Source organism: Neobacillus citreus, from assembly GCF_018343545.2.
In the GTDB taxonomy this organism is placed as follows: domain Bacteria; phylum Bacillota; class Bacilli; order Bacillales; family Cytobacillaceae; genus Neobacillus; species Neobacillus citreus.
This window is the reverse complement of record NZ_JAGYPE020000059.1, coordinates 1-22545: the sequence shown is the minus strand read 5'-3', so window position 1 is coordinate 22545 and position 22545 is coordinate 1. Positions and strand designations below refer to the sequence as shown.

Genomic DNA, 22545 nt, shown 5'->3' with positions numbered 1-22545 from the left:
TAAATCATCATAGAGCTCTCTTAGGAGGTTTCATCATGTATTTGCTATATTTTGCTTTCATCATTCTGATTCCTTTATGGGCACAGTGGAAAGTAAAAAGTACATTTACAAAATATTCTAGAGTTTCTACCTCAACATATCGTAGAGGTGCAGAAGTGGCGAGGGAAATATTGAATGCCAACGGTTTATATAATGTTGCCGTAGAAGAAGGCCGTGGATTTTTAAGCGATCATTATGACCCAAGAAGCAAAACCGTTCGTTTGTCACCAGAAAATTACCACGGACATTCCATTGCAGCGGCAGCAGTTGCGGCTCACGAATGCGGACATGCCATTCAGGATGCTCAAGGATATGCATTTTTGCGGTTTCGCCATGCCTTAGTTCCAGTTGCAAACCTTGGTTCAAATGCCTCGTGGATTCTTATCATGATCGGCATATTTGCCCATCTGTCAGGAATGCTGCTGTTAGGAATTATTTGTATGGCAGCGGCTGTACTTTTTCAAATTGTAACTCTTCCTGTTGAATTTAACGCCTCAAGCCGGGCGATGAACCAAATTGCCTCACTTAGATTGGTCGGCAGCGGTGAGGAAAGGGAGGCCCGCAAGGTTTTAAACGCGGCAGCCCTTACGTATGTAGCAGCGGCAGCAGTTGCCGTTCTGGAATTACTTAGATTAGTATTAATTTTTACTGGGATGAATCGAAGTGAAGATTAATCAGAAAAGGCTGACTCGTTCCCGAGTCAGCCTTTTAGTCTGTTATCGGCATTTTATTTTCATCCAGCGTAAAGCCTTCCCCGTGGACATCATGGACGATAGAAATGGAGATAAATGCATACGGATCGACTGAAGTAATCAGATTTTTCAAACGCATAATTTCATTCTTAGCGACCACACAATATAGGACGTCCCGTTCATTTTTTGTATAGGAACCGAAACCTTTTAGAGCTGTAACACCGCGTTCCATCTCCTCCATAATTTTAGCGGCAATTTCTTCGTTTTTTTCGGAAATAATCATCGCGCCTCTTGCTGAGTAGGCACCTTCTTGAATAAAGTCAATTACCCTGGCCCCAACAAAAACGGCAACCAAGGTATACATCGCCTGTTTGTAATTCAAATAGGTGATTAAGGAGAGAGTGATGACACAGGCATCAAACAGAAACATCGTTTTGCCCATGTTCCAGCCAAAGTATTTTTGGACTAGCCGGGCAATAATATCAACGCCACCAGTTGTGCCGCCATACCTGAAGATGATCCCTAATCCGATACCGGCAAAAACTCCAGCAAACAGGGCAGCAAGCGTTAAATCATGATTTAATGGCATGTCAATCGCGTTGCGTTGAATAATCCATAGAAAGACGGACACACTGACTGTCCCAATTAGTGTGTAAAAAAAGGCATTACGACCAAGCATCTTCCATCCTATAAAAAATAGCGGGATATTTAAAATCAGGTTGGTATACGACGGATCCCATTTCCAAAGGAAAAATAACAAAAGCGTGATCCCCGTAAACCCGCCTTCCGCCAGTTTGTTCTGCATATTAAAATGAACTAGTCCAAATGAAAATATCGCTGCCCCAAGCAGGATAAATAATATATTTTTTATTTTAAGGCTAAATATCATATCCTTCCTCCTCATCCATATTTTTCTTCCTAATGGCGGATTTAATTATATCGAATAATTTATTGTTGGGCAATCTGGCCAGCGAATTCTAATCATTCCGGTGAAAACATTTGTAAATCAGCCATAATTTAGCTAACATAAAATAGTGAGCAGGAGCATGCCTGCCTGAAAAATAACAGCATCGTTTGGAGTGATAAGGTTTGGCTGATGGGAAGACAATGAAAGAACTTCAAGAAGAAGTTGATGCATATATAAGTCAATTTAAAGAAGGATATTTTAGTCCTTTGGCAATGCTCGCAAGAATGACAGAGGAGCTAGGTGAACTGGCACGGGAAATCAACCATTATTACGGCGAGAAACCGAAGAAATCAACAGAAAGCGAGAAAGCTGTTGATGAGGAGCTTGGCGACCTTTTGTTTGTGTTAATTTGTCTTGCCAATTCCTTAAACATTGATTTGGAAAAAGCGCATGATTATGTGATGAACAAGTTTAATACACGGGATAAGGATCGTTGGACAAGAAAAAATCAGGAAAATATGGAGTGAGAAAAATGGAGCAGATTAATATAATAATCGCAGGTCCTAGAGGCCGAATGGGCAGTGAAGCAGTAAAGCTTGCGGCAATAACTGAACACTTTAACCTAGTGGCTGTCCTTGACCATAAATATGATGGAATGATGCTTAGCGACATTGAGGGGTTTCAATCGATACATAACGTTCCCATTTATACCGATATTGAAAAGTGTCTACAAAATGTTCAGGCAGATGTACTAATCGACTTAACAACGCCAGAGTTTGGCATGCTGCACGCCAAAACAGCACTTAGCTATAATGTACGGCCTGTAGTAGGTACGACTGGTTTTTCAAAAGAAAATCTGGAAGAATTAGAGCGCCTTTGCAAGGAAAAGGAACTAGGCTGTATTATCGCTCCAAATTTTGCTATAGGAGCGGTGCTAATGATGAAATTTTCGCAGCTTGCGGCAAAATATTTTCGTGATGTTGAAATTATTGAATTGCATCATGATAAAAAGCTAGATGCCCCGTCCGGTACAGCAGTAAAAACGGCTGAAATGATATCGGCTGTCAGGGAAGCGAAAAAACAAGGTCATGAAAATGAAAAAGAAACTATAACAGGAGCACGTGGTGCTGAATTTGACGGGATGCATATCCATTCTGTCCGCTTGCCTGGGCTGATTGCCCATCAGCAGGTATTATTCGGTTCAGACGGACAAACCTTAACCATCCGCCATGATTCCTATAACCGTGAATCATTTATGTCCGGTGTAAAGGTCGCTGTTGAAACGGTTATGAAACATAACAGCTTTGTGTACGGGCTGGAAAATATTTTGGACTAAAATAATCAAAGTTGGTGAAGGACATGCAAGGTAAATCACTTGATATTCTTGCATTTGGGGCCCATGCCGATGACGTCGAAATCGGTATGGCAGGAACAATTGCAAAATTAACAGGAGAAGGGTATCGGGTTGGGATATGTGATTTAACGGATGCGGATCTTTCCTCTAACGGAAATGCGGCACTAAGGAAAGCGGAAGCGGCTAAGGCTGCAGATGTTTTAGGGGTCTCATACCGGACCTCACTTGGGTTTCCTGATAGAGGGTTATATTTAAAGGATGAATACATACGAAAGATAGCGGATATCATTCGTCAACATAAGCCGAAACTCGTGTTTGCTCCTTTTTGGGAAGATCGTCATCCGGATCATGGGAATTGTGCCCGTCTCGTCGAAGAGGCGGTTTTTTCGGCGGGAATAAAAAAATATGAAACAGAATCTAGCGAGCCCCATCGGGTAAATAGATTATATTTTTATATGATAAATGGCTTTCACAAGCCGGACTTTACTGTCGACATTTCCATGTCCATGGAGAAAAAGATAGCGGCATTACAATCCTATAAAAGCCAGTTCGACCGGACAGATACAAGCTACGACACACCTCTTGTCAATGGTTATATTGAAACCGTCGAGGCAAGAGAAAGAATGTTTGGGAAGCTGGTCAATGTTACATATGCGGAAGGCTTTAAAACAAAGGTTCCTATTCTATTGAATCGTGATTTGCTGGGAGATTAACGTATGAAAAAATTAAAAATTGGCATTACCTGTTATCCGACTGTCGGAGGTTCCGGGGTTGTCGCGACAGAATTGGGAAAACTCCTGGCGGAGAAGGGGCATGAGATTCACTTCATAACATCAAGCATCCCATTTCGGCTGAACAAAATCTATCATAACATCTATTATCATCAGGTAGAAGTAAACCAATATTCGGTTTTTCAATTTCCACCCTATGACATCGCTCTCGCCAGTAAGATGGCAGAAGTGGCCAATCGAGAGAAACTGGACCTGCTACATGTCCATTATGCTATCCCGCATGCGGTGTGCGCTATTTTGGCTAAGCAAATGGCAGGAAGGGATATAAAAATAGTCACCACCCTGCACGGTACTGACATCACCGTGCTTGGGTATGATCCGTCCCTCACAGATGCAATAAAATTTGGCATTGAAAAGTCAGATGCGGTGACGGCTGTTTCAAGTGCATTAGTCCAGCAGACATATGAGGTCATCAATCCCGACAAGCAAATTGAAACAGTATATAACTTTATTGATGACCGAGTTTATCAAAAAACAGATTCAAACCATTTAAGAGCTGAATTTGGGATAAGGGAAGATGAAAAGGTCATTATCCATGTATCCAATTTCCGCGGCGTCAAGCGCGTCCAGGATGTGGTTAAAACATTTGCCAATATTTCCGCCGTAATGCCGGCGAAGTTGTTACTAGTCGGGGATGGACCCGAAATGACCATCGTTTGCAAGCTAGTCAGACAGCTTGGATTAGAGGATCAAGTCATTTTCCTAGGAAAACAAGAAAACCTCGAAGAGTTATATTCCATCAGTGACTTGATGCTCCTATTGTCGGAAAAGGAAAGCTTCGGTCTTGTTGCCCTAGAGGCAATGGCCTGCGGAGTGCCGGTGATTGGAACCAATGTAGGAGGCATCCCTGAGGTTATTGAGGACGGTAAAACGGGCTATACTTGTAACGTCGGTGATATTGGGGATATTTCTGATAAAGCAATTCGTTTATTGAATGATGGAGCTCTTCATCAGCAATTTTCACAGCAGTCAGAAGTAACAGTCAAAACGAAATTTAAAGCAGAGCAAATTGTCGAGCAATACGAAATGCTTTATTTTAAGCTGCTGAAATAAGGTGAGATAAATATGAAAGAACCCTTTTTATCGGCTGTTCCAGTCATCAAAAGGCTTGAGTCCGCCGGATATGAAGCCTATTTTGTGGGCGGATCGGTTAGGGATTATTTACTTGGAAATAAAATTAGCGATGTCGACATTGCGACGTCAGCCACACCTGATGAAGTGAAAGCCATTTTTCCTAAAACTGTTGATATCGGTATTCAACATGGAACGGTTCTTGTCCTGTTAAAAAACAATTCTTATGAAATTACCACCTTTCGGACCGAAGGAGAATATCAGGATTTTCGGAGGCCTAAGGAGGTTTCCTTTATTCGCAATCTTAACGAAGATCTGATGCGCAGGGATTTTACCATGAATGCCATCGCAATGGATGCAAATGGCAGCATTATTGACCCTTTTGACGGCCAAACAGCCATTAAGGAAAGGGTTATTCGAACTGTAGGAAGCCCGGAGGAACGGTTTCGCGAAGACGCCCTAAGAATGATGAGAGCGGTACGCTTTGTCAGCCAGCTCTCTTTTCATATTGCAGGTGAAACATTACTAGCTTTAAAAAAGGATGCACACCTGCTCGATAAAATTGCTGTTGAGAGGAAGAGAGCCGAGTTTGAAAAGCTGCTCTCTGGCGACAATCGAAAAAAAGCTTTCAGGATTTTGCTTGAAACGCAGGTTTTTGAATATTTACCTGGGCTCAAGAACCAGGAATTGAAAATTGAAAAATTACTTTCTTATCTATGTGATTCGTTAAATAAGAAAGAAATGTGGGCATTGCTTCTTTATTGTCTAGAACTTAATCAACAAGATAGCGAGGCTTTTCTTCGAAATTGGCGACTTCCTGTAAAGGAAATGAAAGAAATTCAGGACATCTTGCTATATGCCAAACAAAGACTTATAAAAGATTGGTCCCGGTACGATTTGTATACAGCTGGCAGCGAGACAATTCAATCCGCAGAAAAGCTTTATCTTGTTTTAAAAGGCATAAATGATTATGACTCTGTAAAGTATTGGTTAAACACTTACGACCATCTGCCTATCAAGCAGCGGTCTGAACTGGCTGTGACCGGAAGCGACATAATGGCTTGGCGGGAACAGGCAGGTGGCCCATGGCTGAAAGAGCTGCTAACTAGAATAGAACATGCAGTTTTGCAAGATGAAGTTGTAAACGAAAAAGAAAAGATAAAGGAGTGGCTGAAAGCGTGCAGTCAGAAATCAGAAAAAAATTGCTAGATTCCTTTACCAACGCTGGTGAATCCTATTTATCCGGCCAATTTCTTGCTGAATTAATTGGCTGCTCGCGAACGGCAGTCTGGAAGCATATAGAGGAATTAAGAAAAGAAGGCTTTGAACTTGAGGCGGTCAGGAAAAAAGGTTATCGAATTATCAAAACACCTGAAAAAATTACTGCCGATGAAATTAGACTTGGTTTGACTACAGAGTTTATTGGGAAAAACATCCATTACGAAGAAACCGTAGAATCAACCCAAAAGATTGCCCACAGATTATCTTCTGAAAATGTGCCAGAGGGAACAGTTGTAATAGCAGAGGAACAAATTTCCGGCAGGGGAAGAATGAATCGCCCGTGGCATTCACCAAAATATACAGGGATTTGGATGAGCCTTATCCTCCGTCCTAATATTCCATTGACAAAGGCGCCACAGTTAACGCTTTTAACAGCCGTGGCTATTGTCCAGGCAATCGAAGAAGTGACAGGCCTTAATCCGGAAATAAAATGGCCAAATGATATTTTGCTGAATGGGAAAAAAATAACCGGCATTTTGACTGAAATGCAGGCAGAGGCTGATCAGATTCATTCCATCATCATTGGGATGGGCTTGAACGTCAATCAGACAAAGGATGATTTCCCACCTGAATTGCAAAATATTGCAAGCTCTTTGTTGATTGAAAAAGGAGATGCACTTTCACGGGCCAGCATCATAAGAAGTATTTTTACCCATTTTGAAAAATTATATTTGCTCTTCCTCGAAAAAGGTTTTTACCCAATTAAACTGCTATGGGAAGGCTATGCCATAAGTATTGGGAAAATGATCAAAGCTAGAACCTTGACAGGTGTCATTGAAGGAAAAGCCCTTGGGATTACCGATGAAGGCGTTTTAAAGATTGAAGATGCATCCGGTGTGATTCACCATGTTTATTCCGCTGATATAGAACTATAGTCCTAACATTTCATTCTGTACGGAATGGATAATATTTGCTATAATTTTTTATGGGCAGTATCCCGAAGGAACTGCACCTTGGAAGTCTATAAAACTAAAAGGTATCTGCCTAGATCCGTCAAACGGACCGGGACAGAGGGATGGAACAAGAAGTAAAGTAACGAAAATCCTTCTGCCTTCAGAAGGATTTTTTTATTTAGCTTCTTATTTGTTTTATCACCTCTCCCCTAATTTAAGGAGGGAATAAGGATGAAGCAAACGACAGATTTTCTGAAGATGAAAGAAAAGAATGAAAAAATTGTAATGTTAACGGCTTATGATTATCCTTCGGCAAAGCAGGCGGAACAGGGTGGCGTAGATATGATTCTCGTCGGTGACTCTCTCGGAATGGTGGTTCTTGGTTATGATTCTACTATCCCTGTCACATTGAATGACATGATCCACCATACAAAAGCTGTCAAGCGCGGGGCTAAAGAAACATTCATTGTTGTGGACATGCCATTTTTAACCTACCATTTATCGGTCAGGGATACATTAGTGAATGCAGGCAGATTGATTCAGGAAACCGGAGCACATGCTGTTAAGCTTGAAGGGGCGGATGAAGTCATCGAACATATTGCTGCCCTGACGCGGGCGGGAATTCCAGTGTGTGCCCATCTTGGCTTAACACCGCAGTCAGTCGGTGTATTAGGCGGCTACAAGGTTCAAGGCAAAGATGCAGATGCGGCAAAAAAGTTAATTGAAGACGCTAAAAAATGTGAAGATGCAGGAGCATTCGCGCTCGTCTTGGAATGTGTTCCAAAGCAGTTAGCGGAGCAAGTAACAAAAGCATTGTCTATTCCGGTAATTGGCATCGGTGCAGGAATTGATGTCGATGGCCAGGTGCTTGTCTATCATGATATTCTTGGCTACGGTGTTGAACGGGTTCCTAAATTCGTCAAACAGTACCATTCTGTAAGTCCATTTATGATTGAATCGATTCAAGCGTATGCCCAGGATGTGAAAAACAAACAGTTCCCTGAAGACAAGCACAGCTACACCATGAAGGAAGAGCAATTGCTCGTTTTATATGGAGGTAAAGAATGAAGGTTATTACAACCATAAAAGAGATGCAGACTGAAATAAAACAACAAAAAAGTGAGGGTAAATCGATTGGCTTTGTCCCAACGATGGGATATCTTCACGAAGGGCATCTCACTCTTATAAAGCAGGCCCGACAGGAAAATGATATTGTGGTCTTAAGTATCTTTGTCAACCCATTGCAATTTGGACCAACAGAGGACTTTTCCACATATCCTCGCGATTTTGAGCGAGACCGGGCGCTGGCCGAATGTGAACATGTCGACTACATTTTCCACCCAACAGTCAAGGAAATGTATCCAACTGAACCATCGGTGAAAGTCATTGTCCAGGCTCGGACCGATGTGTTATGCGGGAAATCGCGCCCTGGTCATTTTGATGGCGTCGCTACAGTTGTGTCTAAGCTTTTCCATATTGTCATGCCGACAAGGGCTTATTTTGGCAAAAAAGATGCGCAGCAGGTGGCGGTCATTGAAGGATTAGTTTCCGACCTCAATTTTCCACTAGAAGTAGTGGCGGTGGATATTGTCCGCGAAGAAGATGGGCTGGCCAAAAGCTCTCGTAATGTCAATTTGCTGCCCGAAGAAAGAAAGCAGGCAGTTGTTTTGTATAAAAGCCTGCAGGAAGCAAAAAGGGCAATTGATCAAGGCGAACGGAACCCTAACAGTTTAATCATTTTAATGAACGAAATGATTATGAGCAATTCGTCTGGGGTAGTCGACTATGCGGAGATTTATTCCTATCCTCAGTTAAAACCACTGGAAAAATTAGAGGGTAAGATAATCATAGCGCTTGCTGTAAAATTTACAAAGGTTCGTTTAATTGATAATCTCATTCTGGATATAGAGTAGACACTTGAATAGAGGAGGAACCACATTTTATGTTTCGCCACATGATGAACGGAAAAATCCATCGAGCAACAGTCACAGAAGCGAATTTAAACTATGTTGGCAGTATTACAATAGATGAAGATTTATTAGACGCAGTTGGCATGGTGCCAAACGAAAAGGTGCAAATTGTCAATAACAATAACGGAGCTCGTCTTGAAACCTATATCATCCCGGGTGAAAGAGGATCTGGTGTTGTCTGCTTAAATGGGGCAGCCGCCCGCCTCGTACAGCCTGGAGATATTGTGATTATCATTTCCTATGCTCTTGTGGCAGAAGACAAAGTCCCTTACCATAAACCAAAAGTAGCGATTATGGACGAACTTAACCGGATAAAAGAACTTATTCATGCCGAACCGGCCCATACAATCATGTAAGATTACGTCCCCCTTTCAATAGGGGGATTTTTCTTTTCAATGGGACTTTATTATAATGAATAGCGAATATATTAATTGTTTTCATTTTTTATTTTTTTATGTTACCGTTTAAGGAATGAAGCTTTGGGGTGTTATGTAAATGTCTAATAAATTTGTTGTAATCGATTTAGAAACTACCGGAAATCTTCCGAAGAAGGGCGACAAAATTATTCAATTTGCCGCTGTTGTAATTGAAGATGGACAAATAACGGAGAAATTTTCGTCACTGATCAATCCCCAAAAATCCATTCCGATATTTATAGAAGAGTTAACTGGAATCAATGATGAAATGGTGAAGAATGCCCCTGTTTTTTCAGAGATTGCTGCGAAGGTTTTTTCCTTGCTGGACGGGGCTTATTTTGTAGCCCATAATGTTTTATTTGATTTATCCTTTCTTCAAGAGGAATTAATCCAAGCCGGATTTGAAGGGTTTTACGGGTCTGTCTTGGATACCGTGGAAATGTCGCGGATTTTATATCCGACAGCGGACGGATATAAACTTACTGATTTGGCTGAAATGCTAAACCTCAAGCACGATCGGCCTCACCAAGCCGACAGTGATGCGGAAGTGACTGCGGAAATTTTCCTGCTGTTGGTCCAGCGTTTACAACAGCTGCCCTTTATTACGCTTAAGCGGCTTTTTCCGTTATCCGGCGGATTAAAAAGCGACCTTGAGCAGCTACTTGAAGAAATGATTGACAGCATGGATGAAAAGTCTGTACATAATGAGGATTTTGAGGCGTTTAGGGACCTCGCCATAAAAAAAGTGCTGCCTCAGCTGGAAACATCGTCAGAATTTCAGGCTTATCATTATCCTCAAGCTGAAGAAGAGAAATTAAGGCTGATGAAAAGCGGCCTTAAATCCTTTGAGAACCGGACAGGGCAATTTAAGATGATGGATGTGGTCTACAAAGCCTTCGTATCCGAGCGTCATACGTTAATTGAAGCAGGAACGGGAGTAGGAAAATCGTTAGGGTATCTGCTGCCAGCTGTCTTCTTTGCTAAACAGAGGAATCGCCCGATCATCGTCAGTACACATACCACTCAGCTGCAGGAGCAAATATTAAGAAAAGAAATGCCACTTCTGGAAAAAATGATTCCTTTTCCGGTAAAGGCTGTGCTCTTAAAAGGCAGGAGCCATTATATCTGTTTGGAAAAATTTCATCAGTCGCTGCTTGATGAAAACGATAACTATGATACCACCTTAACAAAGATGCAGATTCTTGTTTGGTTAACCGAGACAGAAACCGGTGATAAGGATGAACTGAATCTTTCCAGCGGCGGATTCCTTTTTTGGAATAAAATTAAAAATGAGCAAACCGCTTTTTCAAAACATCCTGATTGGCAAGAACGGGATTTTTATTTGCGAGCAAAAAAAGAGGCTAAAGTCTCGGATATTGTTATTACCAATCATTCTCTATTATTAAGTGATATTAAAGGGAACGGCGCTGTTTTGCCGGAATATGATTTTGTCGTTATTGACGAAGGACATCATTTGGAAAAAGCGGCAGTTCAATTCTTTGGTACCTCCTTGGATTACCTATCTGCAAGAATGCTGGCCGGTCAATTTGGTTTATACGAACAAGAACAGCTTTTTTATGAACTAGAAAAGATTCTTGCTATTTATCCTTTCACGATGGAACCGATTATCCATACATTTGAGCTTAATCAGATGATGATAGACTTTTCGTATGAAATGGATGAATTTTTTAAGTTAATTGCTCTATTTGCTAAAAAGAGGATTAATAACAAAAATGGATATTACCGCACAAAAATCTCTTTTAGTAAAGCTGATAGTTCTAAAGAAAGAATGGCTTTAGTGCATAGTGCGGAAAGGCTATCATTTTTAATAAAGGATTTGCATGCCGCAATTAGTAAAAGGGTGGAATGGATTATTTCCCAAAAGGATGGGTTAACCAGAAAGCAAGAGGGGAAAATCGAGGAAGTCCATGTGTTTCTTATCGAATTAGAGGAATTAAGGGGCAGGGTAATAAACAGCTTTTTAAGGGACACCAATGATGTTAAATGGATTGAAATCGATGTCCGTGCACCGCAGAATATAACAACCTTTATCGCACAGCCGGCCAGTGTAGCGGCTGCTTTAGAAAAATATTTTTTCGCTAGTAAAAAGGCAGCAGTCATTACTTCTGCAACGTTAACTGTTAATAATACCTTTGACTATTATCTCAAGGAAATCGGCCTTGATTCCAGTAATCCGGAAAAGGTAATCATCCCCTCTCCTTTTAATTACAAGGAACAGGTACAGCTGATAATTCCTGATGATTTGCCCGAAATCAATTCGGTTTCCTTGGATGAATTTGTGATTGCTATAACCGAGCACATCATCACGATTGCTGAGGCGACGAAAGGAAGGATGCTGCTTCTTTTTACTGCGTACGACATGCTGAAGAAAACGTACGAATTGATAAAGGAAAGCGGCTTTCTCGATGACTATGTATTAATTGCCCAAGGGATTACGAGCGGGAGCAGAACAAGGTTGACGAGAAATTTCCAGCGCTATGAAAAGGCCATTCTGTTAGGAACGAGCAGTTTTTGGGAGGGTGTGGATATCCCAGGGGAGGATTTATCATGCCTGTGTTTAGTACGGCTTCCCTTCAGCTCACCGGATGAGCCGTTAACAATGGCGAAATGCCAAATAATTGAGGAAAGTGGCGGCAATGCCTTTTTTGAATATTCTCTGCCTGAAGCTGTACTAAGGTTTAAACAAGGCTTTGGCCGGTTAATCCGAACTGAAACAGATAGGGGGATTGTGATTGTTTTTGACAAGCGGATAATCACAACGAAATATGGAAAAGCCTTCTTAAATTCCATTCCGCCAGTCACGATAAAAAAAGAATCGGCCAAAGAAATAGTCAAAATTATTCAATCCTGGTTATGATAAAATTTGGAAGAAATACACATCCTATAGATGACAGGAGGAATGTGTATGCGAATTTTATTCATTCTATTGGCCTTGTTTTGTCCGGCTGTTTCAGTAGTTCAAGCTGAAACGGCTATTTCAGGTAAGGTTGAAAATATAGATTTAAATATAAAGGAACACGAAATGGCCGTTACTTTTATAGGACTGTCCGCTGGCGAGGCTACTTTAATTCAAGGCCCGAACAATGAGAATATTCTGGTCAATGTCGGGGGGCAAAACACGGAAGCGGAATTAGAAGAGTGGCTCAAACTTTATGATGTAAAAAGTATTCAAACCTTAATCATTACTACAGATGAAAATAGCCTGTCTTTTAAAAAAGTAAATAAGCTGATGGACAAATATAACATAGAAAAATTGATTACCACTCCAAAAATATCAGCCCAGGCAGCCTTTGGACTTGATGATCAAAAGCAGGCAGCGGTATCAACATGGAAAGAAGGGACAGCAGAATCACTTTTTCCTGACCTGACGGCCGAAGTCCAATTTGTCGGAAATGAAAAAAACGAAGGGATGGATTTTATCCTTAAGTTTTTCAATCACCGTCTCTTTTTAATGTCGTCGTGCAGCGAAAGGGCGGAGCAGGCATTACTGACAAAAAACCTTGAAGATGTCCATGTTTTAAAAATTCCGGATTACGCAAAGGCTTCTTTTTTATCAACTAACTTTATCCACTATTTGAATCCGGAGATTTCTGTATTGTTTACACCGGAGGAATATCATCCGGACCGTGATATCCTTCAAGGCCTGCACGAAACGTGGTCTGAAGTTTATTTTACAAAAAAGCATGGAACGGTGACGCTAAAGTTCACGGATTCCAAATACGAGGTTTTTACCATCCCAACAGAAGAAGAATAAAAACTTAAAGAAAAATTACGATTCCTTGGTTTCAGATAGGGCATTTTTCCTTTTACCTGTTATAATGATATTTGGTAGGAAACAAGTAACAAGAATTAATTGGAGGAAAAATATCGTACATAAAAGAGTGATTTGAAAGTGAAAAAGTGGATTATAATTGGAGCATGTTTATTACTTGCTGTGGTGATCGGGGTTTCGATAAAAGTATATCATAGTGCAATGGAACCATTAATTACCGCTGAAGAACGTGCTGTTCAGGCTGCTGAAAAAAAGGTTCCATTAAAAAGCGTTGAAGATTTTCATGTTTATAATGGTCAAGAAACCGTTAATGTCATTGAAGGGAAAAATAACAAGGGCGAAGAGATTATTGTCTGGGTTCCCGAAAAGAGCAAAAAGGTTATTGTCCGAAAGGCCAAGAGCGGCCTTACAAAAGAGGAAGCAATTCAAACATTGAATAAAGAAAAAAATCCCCAAAAAATCATTTCAGTCCGGCTGGGAATGGAACAAAACATCCCTTTATGGGAAATTTATTACCGTTCTGATAATAATTTAATAAATTATTATTATCTCCATTTCGAAACTGGCGAGTGGCTGAAGGAAATTGAAAATCTATAGGGTAGAGACAGGAGGAAAACATAATGAAAGTGGAATTGGCAAGCCGGGTGTTGTCCTTAACACCTTCAACAACATTGGCCATTACTGCGAAAGCAAAAGAATTGAAGGAACAAGGTGAAGACGTAATTGGACTCGGTGCAGGTGAACCCGATTTTAATACCCCTCAGCACATTTTGGATGCTGCGGTAAAATCGATGAATGAGGGACAAACCAAGTACACTCCTTCGGCTGGTCTTCCTGCCTTAAAAAAGGCGATTATTAAAAAGTTCGAAACAGATCAAGGCTTAACCTATAAGCCAAATGAAGTGATTGTTGGGAATGGTGCAAAACATGTCCTCTATACGCTGTTTCAGGTTCTTTTAAATGAGGGGGATGAGGTTATTATTCCTACTCCTTATTGGGTAAGCTATCCGGAGCAGGTTAAGTTAGCGGGCGGAGTTCCTGTTTATATCGATGGATTGGAAGAAAACCATTTTAAAATAACACCGGAACAACTGAAAAAGGCGATTACCAATAAAACCAAAGCTGTCATCATTAACTCTCCAAGCAATCCAACAGGGGTCTTATATTCCGAAGAGGAGCTTTTGGAAATTGGTAAGGTATGCTTGGCAGAAAACATCTTGATTGTTTCTGATGAGATTTATGAAAAGCTTGTATACGGCGGTGTAAAGCATGTTTCGATTGCGGAAATTTCGCCGGAGCTTAAAGAACAAACAATTATTATTAATGGTGTTTCCAAGTCCCATTCGATGACAGGCTGGAGGATTGGCTATGCTGCTGGTAATGCTGAACTTATTAAAGCAATGACCAACCTCGCTAGCCATAGCACATCTAACCCGACCACTACCGCTCAATATGCAGCCATCGCGGCTTACAACGGGCCGCAGGAGCCTGTTGTAGAAATGCGGAAGGCATTCGAAGAAAGATTGGAAATTATCTATGATAAGCTGGTTGCCATTCCTGGGTTCACTTGTGTAAAGCCGCAGGGTGCTTTCTATCTGTACCCAAATGTGAAAAAGGCTGCTGAAATGGCTGGCTACAGCAATGTCGACGACTTTGCATCTGCCCTTCTGGTTGAAGCAAAAGTAGCTGTGATTCCGGGTTCAGGATTCGGAACACCTGACAACATCCGTCTATCCTATGCAACATCACTAGACTTATTAGAAAAAGCCGTATCCCGCATGCAACAATTCGTAGAATCAAAAGTTAGGGTATAACCTTTAGTAAAATCAAAAAGTCTGCGACCTGCAGGCTTTTTGATTTCTTTACCAAAACAGGATGCCTAATTCTCTTACTCGAAATCACCTGTTCGTGATATACTTTTTAGGAGGTGTCCTAACATGAAAGATAATATAATAGCTTGGCTAGAAGAAGGTACCATTACCGTACCCTCTTTACTATTTACCGAATATCGCAATTTGAATTTAAACGAAGCAGAATTAGTTCTGTTACTAAATATCATGACGTTTGTAGAGAAAGGTAATGATTTTCCAACCCCTGAAGAGCTTTCCTCAAGAATGACCATTTCGCTATCAGAATGCAGTGACATGCTTAGAAAGCTGATTCAAAGAGGCTTACTTGCCATCATTGATGAATATTCGCAAGACGGCATTCGTTTCGAGAAGTACACAATTAAACCATTATGGGAAAGACTCGTGACACAATTTTTAACAAGCACGCAGAATGTACATGAGAATCAAAAGAAAACGGATGAAACCGATTTATATACGTGTTTTGAAAATGAATTTGGCCGTCCTTTGTCTCCTTTTGAATGTGAGTCTCTTGCGATGTGGATGGATGATGACCATCATGATCCTGTCATTATCAAAGCCGCACTTCGTGAAGCAGTCATGTCAGGTAAATTAAATTTTCGCTATATTGATAGAATTCTTTTTGAGTGGAAGAAGAACGGCATTAAGACACTTGAGCAGGCCAAAAATCAGGGTCGCAAATTCCGGCAGAAACAAGTTCAAAAAGGCAATCCAAGAGAGGATGCCCCGCCATCATCCATTCCATTCTATAACTGGTTAGAGCAATAATTCTCAAATGACGAGTGACAATTCACTCGTTTATTTTCTGTAATAAACATTTAGAGGGGTGAAAACCTTGCTTAATAATACACAAATTCGGCATTGTTTAGATACAATGGGTGAAATGTTTCCAGATGCCCATTGCGAATTAAATCATTCCAATCCTTTTGAACTCGTTATCGCTGTCGCTTTATCTGCCCAATGCACCGATGCACTCGTTAATAAGGTAACTGTTGGTCTATTTAAAAAATACAAGACCCCAGAGGACTACTTAAAAGTCCCTTTGGAGGAATTGCAAAATGATATCCGCTCAATCGGTCTTTATCGGAACAAAGCGAAAAACATTCAAAGCCTTTGCCGTATTTTATTAGATGAATATAATGGGGAAGTGCCTATGGATAGGGATGAATTAACAAAGCTGCCGGGAGTGGGCCGGAAAACAGCCAATGTTGTTGTTTCGGTTGCCTATGGCATTCCCGCCATCGCTGTTGATACCCATGTTGAACGTGTCAGTAAGAGGCTCGGCATTTGCCGTTGGAAGGACTCTGTATTGGAAGTGGAAAAGACGCTGATGAAGAAGGTACCGAAAGAGGAGTGGTCTGCGACACATCACCGCTTAATCTTTTTTGGCAGATATCATTGCAAGGCGCAAAACCCGCAGTGCCCAAGCTGCCCGCTCTTAGGTCTTTGCAGGGAAGGGAAGAAAAGAATGAAAGGAAAGGCTGCTGTAAATGAGTAAGCCTTCAGAGTCTTTAAACGATATTCTTAAAGAATGGGCCAGTACACAGGAGCATCTTGAGAAAGTTTTTCGAAACAGGGACCAAATAGGGGCGAAAGAATGGATGAATAAAGGAATTCAATTATACCTTAGGTTTTTGTTTCTGACGAATGGATTGCCACTTAGCTGCACCGATCCCATTCCATTTGAAAGCTTCGAATACAAGCCTGTCAATCTTAAGGAGCGATTCGCTTTTATCAAGTCCAGACCATCACTCTATCATTCATATCGACAGTTATCAGAACTCATGGTAGAACAAGAAAAACAATATGCCCGGAAAAATATCCAAAAAAACAAGAGGCTGACAACCTAGTGTCAGCCTCTTGTTTTTTTAGCTAATAGGAAATTCAACTACCCCTCTGTCTTCGTCCTATCGGACTAGCCAATCGGCGAGTTTTCATTTAATGCCCGCTGGAAGGAGTTCCAGGGGTTACGATTGGCGGGATCACGACTCCGCCGGTGTTATTGCCGCTGCCATTTCCACTGCCGGTACCAGTTCCGGTACCATTACCGTTCTCATTGTTAGTGCCGTTTCCGTTTCCATTTCCGTCCCCAGTGCCGTTATTTCCATTTCCTGGTTCACTATCGATTTCTGCCTGCGGAACCTCAATGGTAGTTGTTGCAGGATCGCTCTTCCGATCTCCGATAATAGCCAGAACAGTAATAGTGTATTTCTCACCCGGCTTAACTGGGAATAGGAATCCTTTTTCTGCCTGCACCACATGATTTGGAGTAGTGCCGTTATCAACGGTAATATCAAACTGAACATTTTGTTGTGCTGTATTTGGATAATCCCAAGTTACAGCGATTTTTTGTGTATCTTGATCAAATTTTGCTGCCAAGCCGCTAGGTGCCTCAAGCTTGTTAAATTTCTCGGATACTGTTTTCGGGGCATGGCCCTTTACAGCATATTCCGTGAGTACTTCGCTGTCAGGAGTGTATTCACTCGCAAGCACAGCCGGCATGGAGCCTTTTTCGATTCTGACCTTCTCCACACTATTTGGCATAGTAAAGTCAGCTGTTTGTTTGCCTTTTGAGACATGCGCTAGTAAATTTTTAAAGATTAACTGGGCAATTCTTTGGTTATTTCCCTTTGCCTCAATCGGCGTTTTATAGTCACCGTAACCAGTCCATATGGATGCTGTATAATTGGTCGTATACCCTGTAAACCAAGAATCTGGTACCGCGCTTTTACTAATATTCCAGGCATTTCTTTGTTCTTCCGAATAGTTTGTAGTCCCTGTCTTACCTGCCATTGGGAGTCCTGGTACTTTTGCGTTTGTCCCCGTACCCGGAGAAACTAGGACACTCTTTAGCATGTCGGTAACCATAAACGCTGTGGAATCCTTCATGGCCACCTTTGGTTCTGGTGCTGTGTCAATAACGGTACCATCACGCAGTTGAATTTTCGTGACAGCATGCGGCTTATTGTAAATACCTTTGTTGCCAAACGCCGCATAAGCTCCAGCCATTTCTAAAGGTGATACCCCAACGGTTTTTCCGCCAAAGCCGCCAATCGCATAGGATTCAGAGATTTCTTTTAACGGGATGCCCAGATTTAAGGCAAATTTCATGGCATTATCCAGTCCAACCTGTTGAATGGCCTGAACCGCCGGTGTGTTCCTAGATAACTGAAGGGCCGTCCTCATCGTCATCGGACCCTTATATTGACCGTCCCAGTTTCCGAATTTCTTACCAGACGAATACGTAATTGGTTTATCCTCAATCATTTGGTAGGTGCCCCAATTCAGGTATTCGATGGCAGGGCCGTAATCCAACACAGGTTTAATGGTAGAGCCGGGCTGGCGCTGTATATCAATGGCATAGTTGTAGCCGCGCTGCACCTGTTGGTTTCTGCCGCCGCCAATCGCCCTGATTTCTCCAGTCTTTGTGTCGAGAAGTGCGACTCCTGCCTGGAATTGATCATCAGGATATGGAATAAGGTCTTTGGAGTTTAAAAGCTCGTTAACATAGTCTTGCGCGTTTTTGTCAAGTGTTGTATAAATTGTTAAACCGTCAGAAAAAATATCAAAATCGGTTGTTTTTTTAACTTCATCAATGACAGCATCTACGAAGGCATCATATGGTTTGTCATTTATTTTACGCTGTTCCTCTTTCAGGACCGTATCTTTTACGGCAACCTTCTTAGCTTCTTCCATCTGTGCCTTTGAAATAAAACCATGCTGATACATTAAACTCAATACGATGTTTCTTCTTTTTTCGGCTAAATCCGGATGGTTAAAAGGATTGTAATTATTCGGGCTTTGCGGCATCCCAGCCAATTGGGCTGCTTCCGCAAGTGTCAACTGATCAAGTGTTTTTCCGTAATATATTTTTGCAGCAGTGGCAATACCCCAGCTATTTTCCGAGACATATACCTTATTGACATACATTTCAAAAATTTGATGTTTTGTATATTTTTGTTCCAGCTGATAGGATAGCCATGCTTCCTGAACTTTTCGTTTCAAGGTTTTATCACGTGATAAAAAGGCGTTTTTGACAACCTGCTGGGTAATCGTGCTGCCGCCTTCCGAACCAAAGCCATCACGGAAATTTGCGAGAACCGCACCGCCAAGGCGTATCGGGTCGATGCCATGATGTTTATAAAAACGATAATCCTCCGTTGCCAAAATGGCATTTTCAACCTGCTCCGGTATATCTTTATAAGTAACATATTCCCGGTTCACTGAGCCGGCTTCGGAAATAAGCTCTCCATCTTTATCTAGAATCTTTGAAGGGATAGGATCTTTTAATAATTTAGGATCAAGCTTGGGAGTGTCCTTTACTAAATAGGCGAAAGTGCCGACACCAGCCAATAAGCCGACAAAACAAAGCACCACTAGGGAAAGGAAAATTTTCTTTGCCATTCCGCCTTTCTTAGCCTTTGCTTTTGGTTTGGCCTTATTGTTTGACTGCTGTTTCTTTCGGCGCTCCTCTCTTGATTGGTATTGCTCAGCCATTTTGAAATTCCTTCCTTTCTGCTCTTTATTTGTTTATTAATAAAGAGGTAAAAGATTATCTAATATTTTAATATAATCAATTCTTGGATGAAATCCAAGCGGTATGAGATAACCGTTGTGTATAATTTCTTCCCTTGTAATCGATTTTCTTCCTCCACTCATCATTCTGTCCCAAAAACCTAACATATGCCTTGCCTCTAGCAAATATACCTCATCAAATCGCGAAAATCGGATGATAACAAAGCAAATCCCACCCTGATTCATCACTTCTTCCATATGGGTAATTTGGTGCTGATGGAAATTTTTCAACGGAAATGAAGTTGGATTTTCTGTTTCCTTTGCTTCAAAATCAATATATTTCCCTTTATAAACGCCATTATAATCAGTGGTGGAGGCAAGTTTAAAATAGGCTTCTTTAATAACTGCAGCACTTCGCTTTGGGTAATCCACTTGGACGATTTGAATTGGTGTCGGTTTCTTATGGATAACGGCCATCTTCCTTGAACGGTAATATTCATTACTCTCGTTTAAGTCCTCTTCAAGTGTCATTCCCCGATTGCCATATCCATCATTTTTTTTGATTTTTACCGGTGCTTTTTTCTCTTGATCCAAGCGAACATACTTTTTTCCATTTGGATAATTAAAGCTCATTTTCTTCACCTCTTAAGACACTCACTATCATATCAAATCTTAGAAAAAAGTGGGTGAATAAAATAGCCCTTCAGGTAAACGCTAATATTAATTGTACCGTTTTTGTTATAAAAATAAATGATTCATTCTTCTTAAGGGATTAGCATGCGCTAATAATCTATTAAAAACTGAAGGAAAGATGCACAAAATATGAGTCTCCTTACAATACACGAACAAAATATCATTCGTCAAATTGAAACCGAAACAAGCAAAAAAAATATCGATAATATTTCAAGGACTAATGCATATTTTTCCTACTTTAAAGAAAATCCGGATATTCAATGGTCTTTTCTGGCAAGCATGGTATCCCGAAATGGCGGCTGGAATATGTGCGATCTTGAAGGATCTATGTTTCGGCAGCTGCTTGCCCCCCAGGTCAGAAAACAGCTTTTTTTTACATATGAAAGGGCAAATTGGCTAATATTTCATGATGTTTTCCCCCAATTATTGGTCTATCAATATTCGACGAAATTAGGCCGGCCTCTGTTTCATTTACTTCCCTATTTTCATGTTTCATCCTTTATTCAAAATGAGTGGCACCGCTTTTGGAGGGATAAAGATAGTAAAAGGCTCACGACCGCCCTAATCATTAATGAACAAAATGTGATTCAGAAACCGGTCATTGAACACCCTGTTTATAAGAAGAAGGTATTTCAATCACTTATATTCAATTTTCAAGATTGGCTGCATTTTAGCTGCGTGTTGTTCCCAACCTGCGGCGGGGAGGTATATGGCGCAAGCGTGAATGGCTTTAGGTCTCTTTCAAAAAGGATTAATCTTGGAAAAAGGCTGGCGAGCATTCTTTTTCAGCCGAGGTTATTTCCTCATTTTTTTGAGTTTGCTGAAAAGACAACACATACAGGCTCAAGAAATGATTATGAACAGTATTTCAAAATGAAAACGGAAGGAACTACTCCTATCTTAAGAATGACCTACCCGGTAATCAAGCACCATCGGCAGGATAATCAGGATTGGAGTAAAGTTCGAAAGGTCTCTTCCTCGTGGCTGCATTTTCCAGTCCATCATCGCCACCCGATTCACCTAACCGATTGGTACGTGGCTAAATCCCATCAGCTGCAGCTGCTTGTTTCCTTGAAAAAGGCACTGGATTTAAAAAAATGGAAATAAGAAAAAAGCAAGGAGGGTGATCTCCTTGCTTTTTTCTTACTCAGCCGGTCGGTTTGGTCCTTCTAACTTTTTATCGCCGTAACCTGTTCTTTTTTCTGTATCAGATTGCCGCGGTTGGCTTTTGTTTTGTTTATTGTTGTTAGACAAAATAAACACCTCCACTAATATCATGTGCTGAATTTTGGTTTTCATACGATTCTAGATTCTGTCGAATGAAAATAGAGAATATGCCAGAATGGCACTTTCTTTGCCGAAATGCTTCTAGTTTTGTCAAGGGTGAAGGAACCATTGATTGGAAAGAGAATATTAACTTTAGGAAAAACGTGGGGGAGGTTTTAGAAAATGAATAGTTCATTTAGTGATAAGGATAGGCTCCTGTCTAAGCTGGCGGGGATATATGACCAATTGGAAGAATTAGATGAGGCACTAAAAGCATCCTTTTCTGAACTTCGCATCGAGCTTGATCAAAGGGAACAAGATAGACTGCTTGATTCGGCTGAAAAAATTACAAAGTTGGAAAGAATTACAGACCAAATGCTTTTGAATGGAGAGATGGTCCAAAATCCGCTTTCCCACCATTCCGCAAAATCATTAAAGCTTGAAATGGGTTTTTAATATTCGGTATCATAGTTTTAAATCTAAAAGTGGCATTTAAAATAGTGCTGCTTTTTTATTTGGCGGGAAGGGAGTGAGCATTCTTGGAAAAGGAAATAGAGCATTTAACAAAGGAGTTATTATCATTCAATGAAGAATTTTTGAGGCATTTTCAGGAAGCAAGAGAAACGGGGAGTGAACAAAATTTTGATAAGGTGATAAAGCCATTTGCCAATAAGGTTAACTCAATAAACGGAGAGTGGAAAGAGGAGATGAAAAAATGGCTTATAAACCTTCCATTAAAACATATCCGCATTCAGCAAGTCGAATCTGTTTCAGAACATATTGAACAGCTCTCCATCCAGGCTTTCTTTCCGAAAACAAGCAAATCAAGATTTCTAAATGCCCAGCGGACAGTCGAATTTTTTCTGACGGAAGTTTTAAAAGAAGTTAATAAAGAGAAAAGAGATGCATGAGCATCTCTTTTCAGACTGTCGACAAATTCGAAAAAATTCGGGTTTGCTGGCAGTCTTTTTTGTATAATTAAGGTATAGAGATTTT

Annotated in this window: 23 protein-coding genes; 20 read left to right on the top strand and 3 right to left on the bottom strand. The window is 40.9% G+C overall.

Features of this window, described 5'->3' with window-relative positions; all coding sequences use genetic code 11:
- Positions 1 to 35 precede the first annotated feature (35 nt).
- A complete protein-coding gene (locus tag KHB02_RS23720; RefSeq protein ID WP_213145042.1) occupies positions 36 to 713 on the top strand; it encodes a zinc metallopeptidase in 678 nt (225 codons plus the stop codon).
- 34 nt (positions 714 to 747) lie between these two features.
- On the opposite strand, the gene KHB02_RS23715 is transcribed toward KHB02_RS23720, so the two are convergent.
- The gene (locus KHB02_RS23715) at positions 748 to 1620 is read right to left on the bottom strand and encodes a YitT family protein (RefSeq protein ID WP_213145043.1); all 873 of its coding nucleotides are present in this window, start codon (positions 1618 to 1620) and stop codon (positions 748 to 750) included.
- A 218-nt stretch (positions 1621 to 1838) separates the two neighbouring features.
- Between KHB02_RS23715 and KHB02_RS23710 the strand changes: the two genes are divergently transcribed.
- From KHB02_RS23710 to KHB02_RS23635, 16 genes are all read left to right on the top strand, one after another.
- Complete coding sequence (locus KHB02_RS23710; protein WP_213145310.1) at positions 1839 to 2165, top strand: nucleotide pyrophosphohydrolase; 327 nt, start codon at positions 1839 to 1841, stop codon at positions 2163 to 2165.
- Between the two features lie 5 nt (positions 2166 to 2170).
- Positions 2171 to 2974, top strand: coding sequence for a 4-hydroxy-tetrahydrodipicolinate reductase (gene dapB, locus KHB02_RS23705; RefSeq protein ID WP_213145311.1), 804 nt, complete (start codon positions 2171 to 2173; stop codon positions 2972 to 2974).
- Between the two features lie 23 nt (positions 2975 to 2997).
- Complete coding sequence (bshB1, locus tag KHB02_RS23700) at positions 2998 to 3705, top strand: bacillithiol biosynthesis deacetylase BshB1 (protein WP_213145044.1); 708 nt, start codon at positions 2998 to 3000, stop codon at positions 3703 to 3705.
- A 3-nt stretch (positions 3706 to 3708) separates the two neighbouring features.
- The gene (bshA, locus tag KHB02_RS23695; protein WP_213145045.1) at positions 3709 to 4836 is read left to right on the top strand and encodes an N-acetyl-alpha-D-glucosaminyl L-malate synthase BshA; all 1128 of its coding nucleotides are present in this window, start codon (positions 3709 to 3711) and stop codon (positions 4834 to 4836) included.
- A gap of 12 nt (positions 4837 to 4848) precedes the next feature.
- Positions 4849 to 6063 carry a CCA tRNA nucleotidyltransferase gene (locus KHB02_RS23690; RefSeq protein ID WP_213145046.1) on the top strand — a complete coding sequence of 405 codons (1215 nt, stop codon included), beginning with the start codon at positions 4849 to 4851 and terminating at the stop codon, positions 6061 to 6063.
- Positions 6033 to 7010 (top strand): biotin--[acetyl-CoA-carboxylase] ligase, encoded by a 978-nt coding sequence (locus KHB02_RS23685; protein ID WP_213145047.1) that lies wholly within the window; start codon positions 6033 to 6035, stop codon positions 7008 to 7010. The genes KHB02_RS23690 and KHB02_RS23685 overlap by 31 nt, the downstream gene beginning before the upstream one ends.
- A gap of 249 nt (positions 7011 to 7259) precedes the next feature.
- Positions 7260 to 8096: a 3-methyl-2-oxobutanoate hydroxymethyltransferase gene (gene panB, locus KHB02_RS23680; RefSeq protein WP_213145048.1), complete on the top strand. Its 837-nt coding sequence runs from the start codon at positions 7260 to 7262 to the stop codon at positions 8094 to 8096.
- On the top strand, positions 8093 to 8941 hold the full coding sequence (gene panC / locus KHB02_RS23675) for a pantoate--beta-alanine ligase (RefSeq protein ID WP_213145049.1): 849 nt from the start codon (positions 8093 to 8095) through the stop codon (positions 8939 to 8941). The genes panB and panC overlap by 4 nt, the downstream gene beginning before the upstream one ends.
- Positions 8942 to 8970: 29 nt before the next feature.
- Positions 8971 to 9354, top strand: a complete 384-nt coding sequence (gene panD, locus KHB02_RS23670; protein WP_213145050.1) for an aspartate 1-decarboxylase — start codon at positions 8971 to 8973, stop codon at positions 9352 to 9354.
- A gap of 139 nt (positions 9355 to 9493) precedes the next feature.
- The gene (gene dinG, locus KHB02_RS23665) at positions 9494 to 12292 is read left to right on the top strand and encodes an ATP-dependent DNA helicase DinG (protein ID WP_213145051.1); all 2799 of its coding nucleotides are present in this window, start codon (positions 9494 to 9496) and stop codon (positions 12290 to 12292) included.
- 48 nt (positions 12293 to 12340) lie between these two features.
- Positions 12341 to 13189, top strand: a complete 849-nt coding sequence (locus KHB02_RS23660) for a ComEC/Rec2 family competence protein (RefSeq protein WP_213145052.1) — start codon at positions 12341 to 12343, stop codon at positions 13187 to 13189.
- A gap of 138 nt (positions 13190 to 13327) precedes the next feature.
- Positions 13328 to 13804 carry a cell wall elongation regulator TseB-like domain-containing protein gene (locus tag KHB02_RS23655; RefSeq protein WP_213145053.1) on the top strand — a complete coding sequence of 159 codons (477 nt, stop codon included), beginning with the start codon at positions 13328 to 13330 and terminating at the stop codon, positions 13802 to 13804.
- Positions 13805 to 13833: 29 nt separating this feature from the next.
- Complete coding sequence (locus KHB02_RS23650) at positions 13834 to 15021, top strand: pyridoxal phosphate-dependent aminotransferase (protein ID WP_213145312.1); 1188 nt, start codon at positions 13834 to 13836, stop codon at positions 15019 to 15021.
- A gap of 123 nt (positions 15022 to 15144) precedes the next feature.
- Positions 15145 to 15843 carry a DnaD domain-containing protein gene (locus KHB02_RS23645; RefSeq protein ID WP_213145054.1) on the top strand — a complete coding sequence of 233 codons (699 nt, stop codon included), beginning with the start codon at positions 15145 to 15147 and terminating at the stop codon, positions 15841 to 15843.
- 67 nt (positions 15844 to 15910) lie between these two features.
- Entirely contained in the window at positions 15911 to 16573 is a 663-nt protein-coding gene (gene nth, locus KHB02_RS23640; protein ID WP_213145055.1) for an endonuclease III, read from the top strand.
- Positions 16566 to 16925: a YpoC family protein gene (locus KHB02_RS23635; RefSeq protein ID WP_213145056.1), complete on the top strand. Its 360-nt coding sequence runs from the start codon at positions 16566 to 16568 to the stop codon at positions 16923 to 16925. Before nth ends, KHB02_RS23635 begins: the two co-directional genes overlap by 8 nt.
- A gap of 88 nt (positions 16926 to 17013) precedes the next feature.
- On the opposite strand, the gene KHB02_RS23630 is transcribed toward KHB02_RS23635, so the two are convergent.
- Entirely contained in the window at positions 17014 to 19572 is a 2559-nt protein-coding gene (locus KHB02_RS23630) for a transglycosylase domain-containing protein (protein ID WP_213145057.1), read from the bottom strand.
- Positions 19573 to 19608: 36 nt separating this feature from the next.
- Entirely contained in the window at positions 19609 to 20223 is a 615-nt protein-coding gene (gene recU / locus KHB02_RS23625; protein WP_213145058.1) for a Holliday junction resolvase RecU, read from the bottom strand.
- Between the two features lie 189 nt (positions 20224 to 20412).
- Here recU and KHB02_RS23620 point away from each other — a divergent pair, with 189 nt between their 5' ends.
- The 3 genes from KHB02_RS23620 (at position 20413) to KHB02_RS23610 (ending at position 22460) form a co-directional block, all read left to right on the top strand.
- Positions 20413 to 21390 carry a DUF2515 domain-containing protein gene (locus KHB02_RS23620; protein ID WP_213145059.1) on the top strand — a complete coding sequence of 326 codons (978 nt, stop codon included), beginning with the start codon at positions 20413 to 20415 and terminating at the stop codon, positions 21388 to 21390.
- A 342-nt stretch (positions 21391 to 21732) separates the two neighbouring features.
- Complete coding sequence (locus KHB02_RS23615; protein ID WP_213145060.1) at positions 21733 to 22005, top strand: hypothetical protein; 273 nt, start codon at positions 21733 to 21735, stop codon at positions 22003 to 22005.
- Between the two features lie 83 nt (positions 22006 to 22088).
- Positions 22089 to 22460 (top strand): DUF1798 family protein, encoded by a 372-nt coding sequence (locus KHB02_RS23610; RefSeq protein WP_213145061.1) that lies wholly within the window; start codon positions 22089 to 22091, stop codon positions 22458 to 22460.
- Positions 22461 to 22545: the final 85 nt, after the last annotated feature.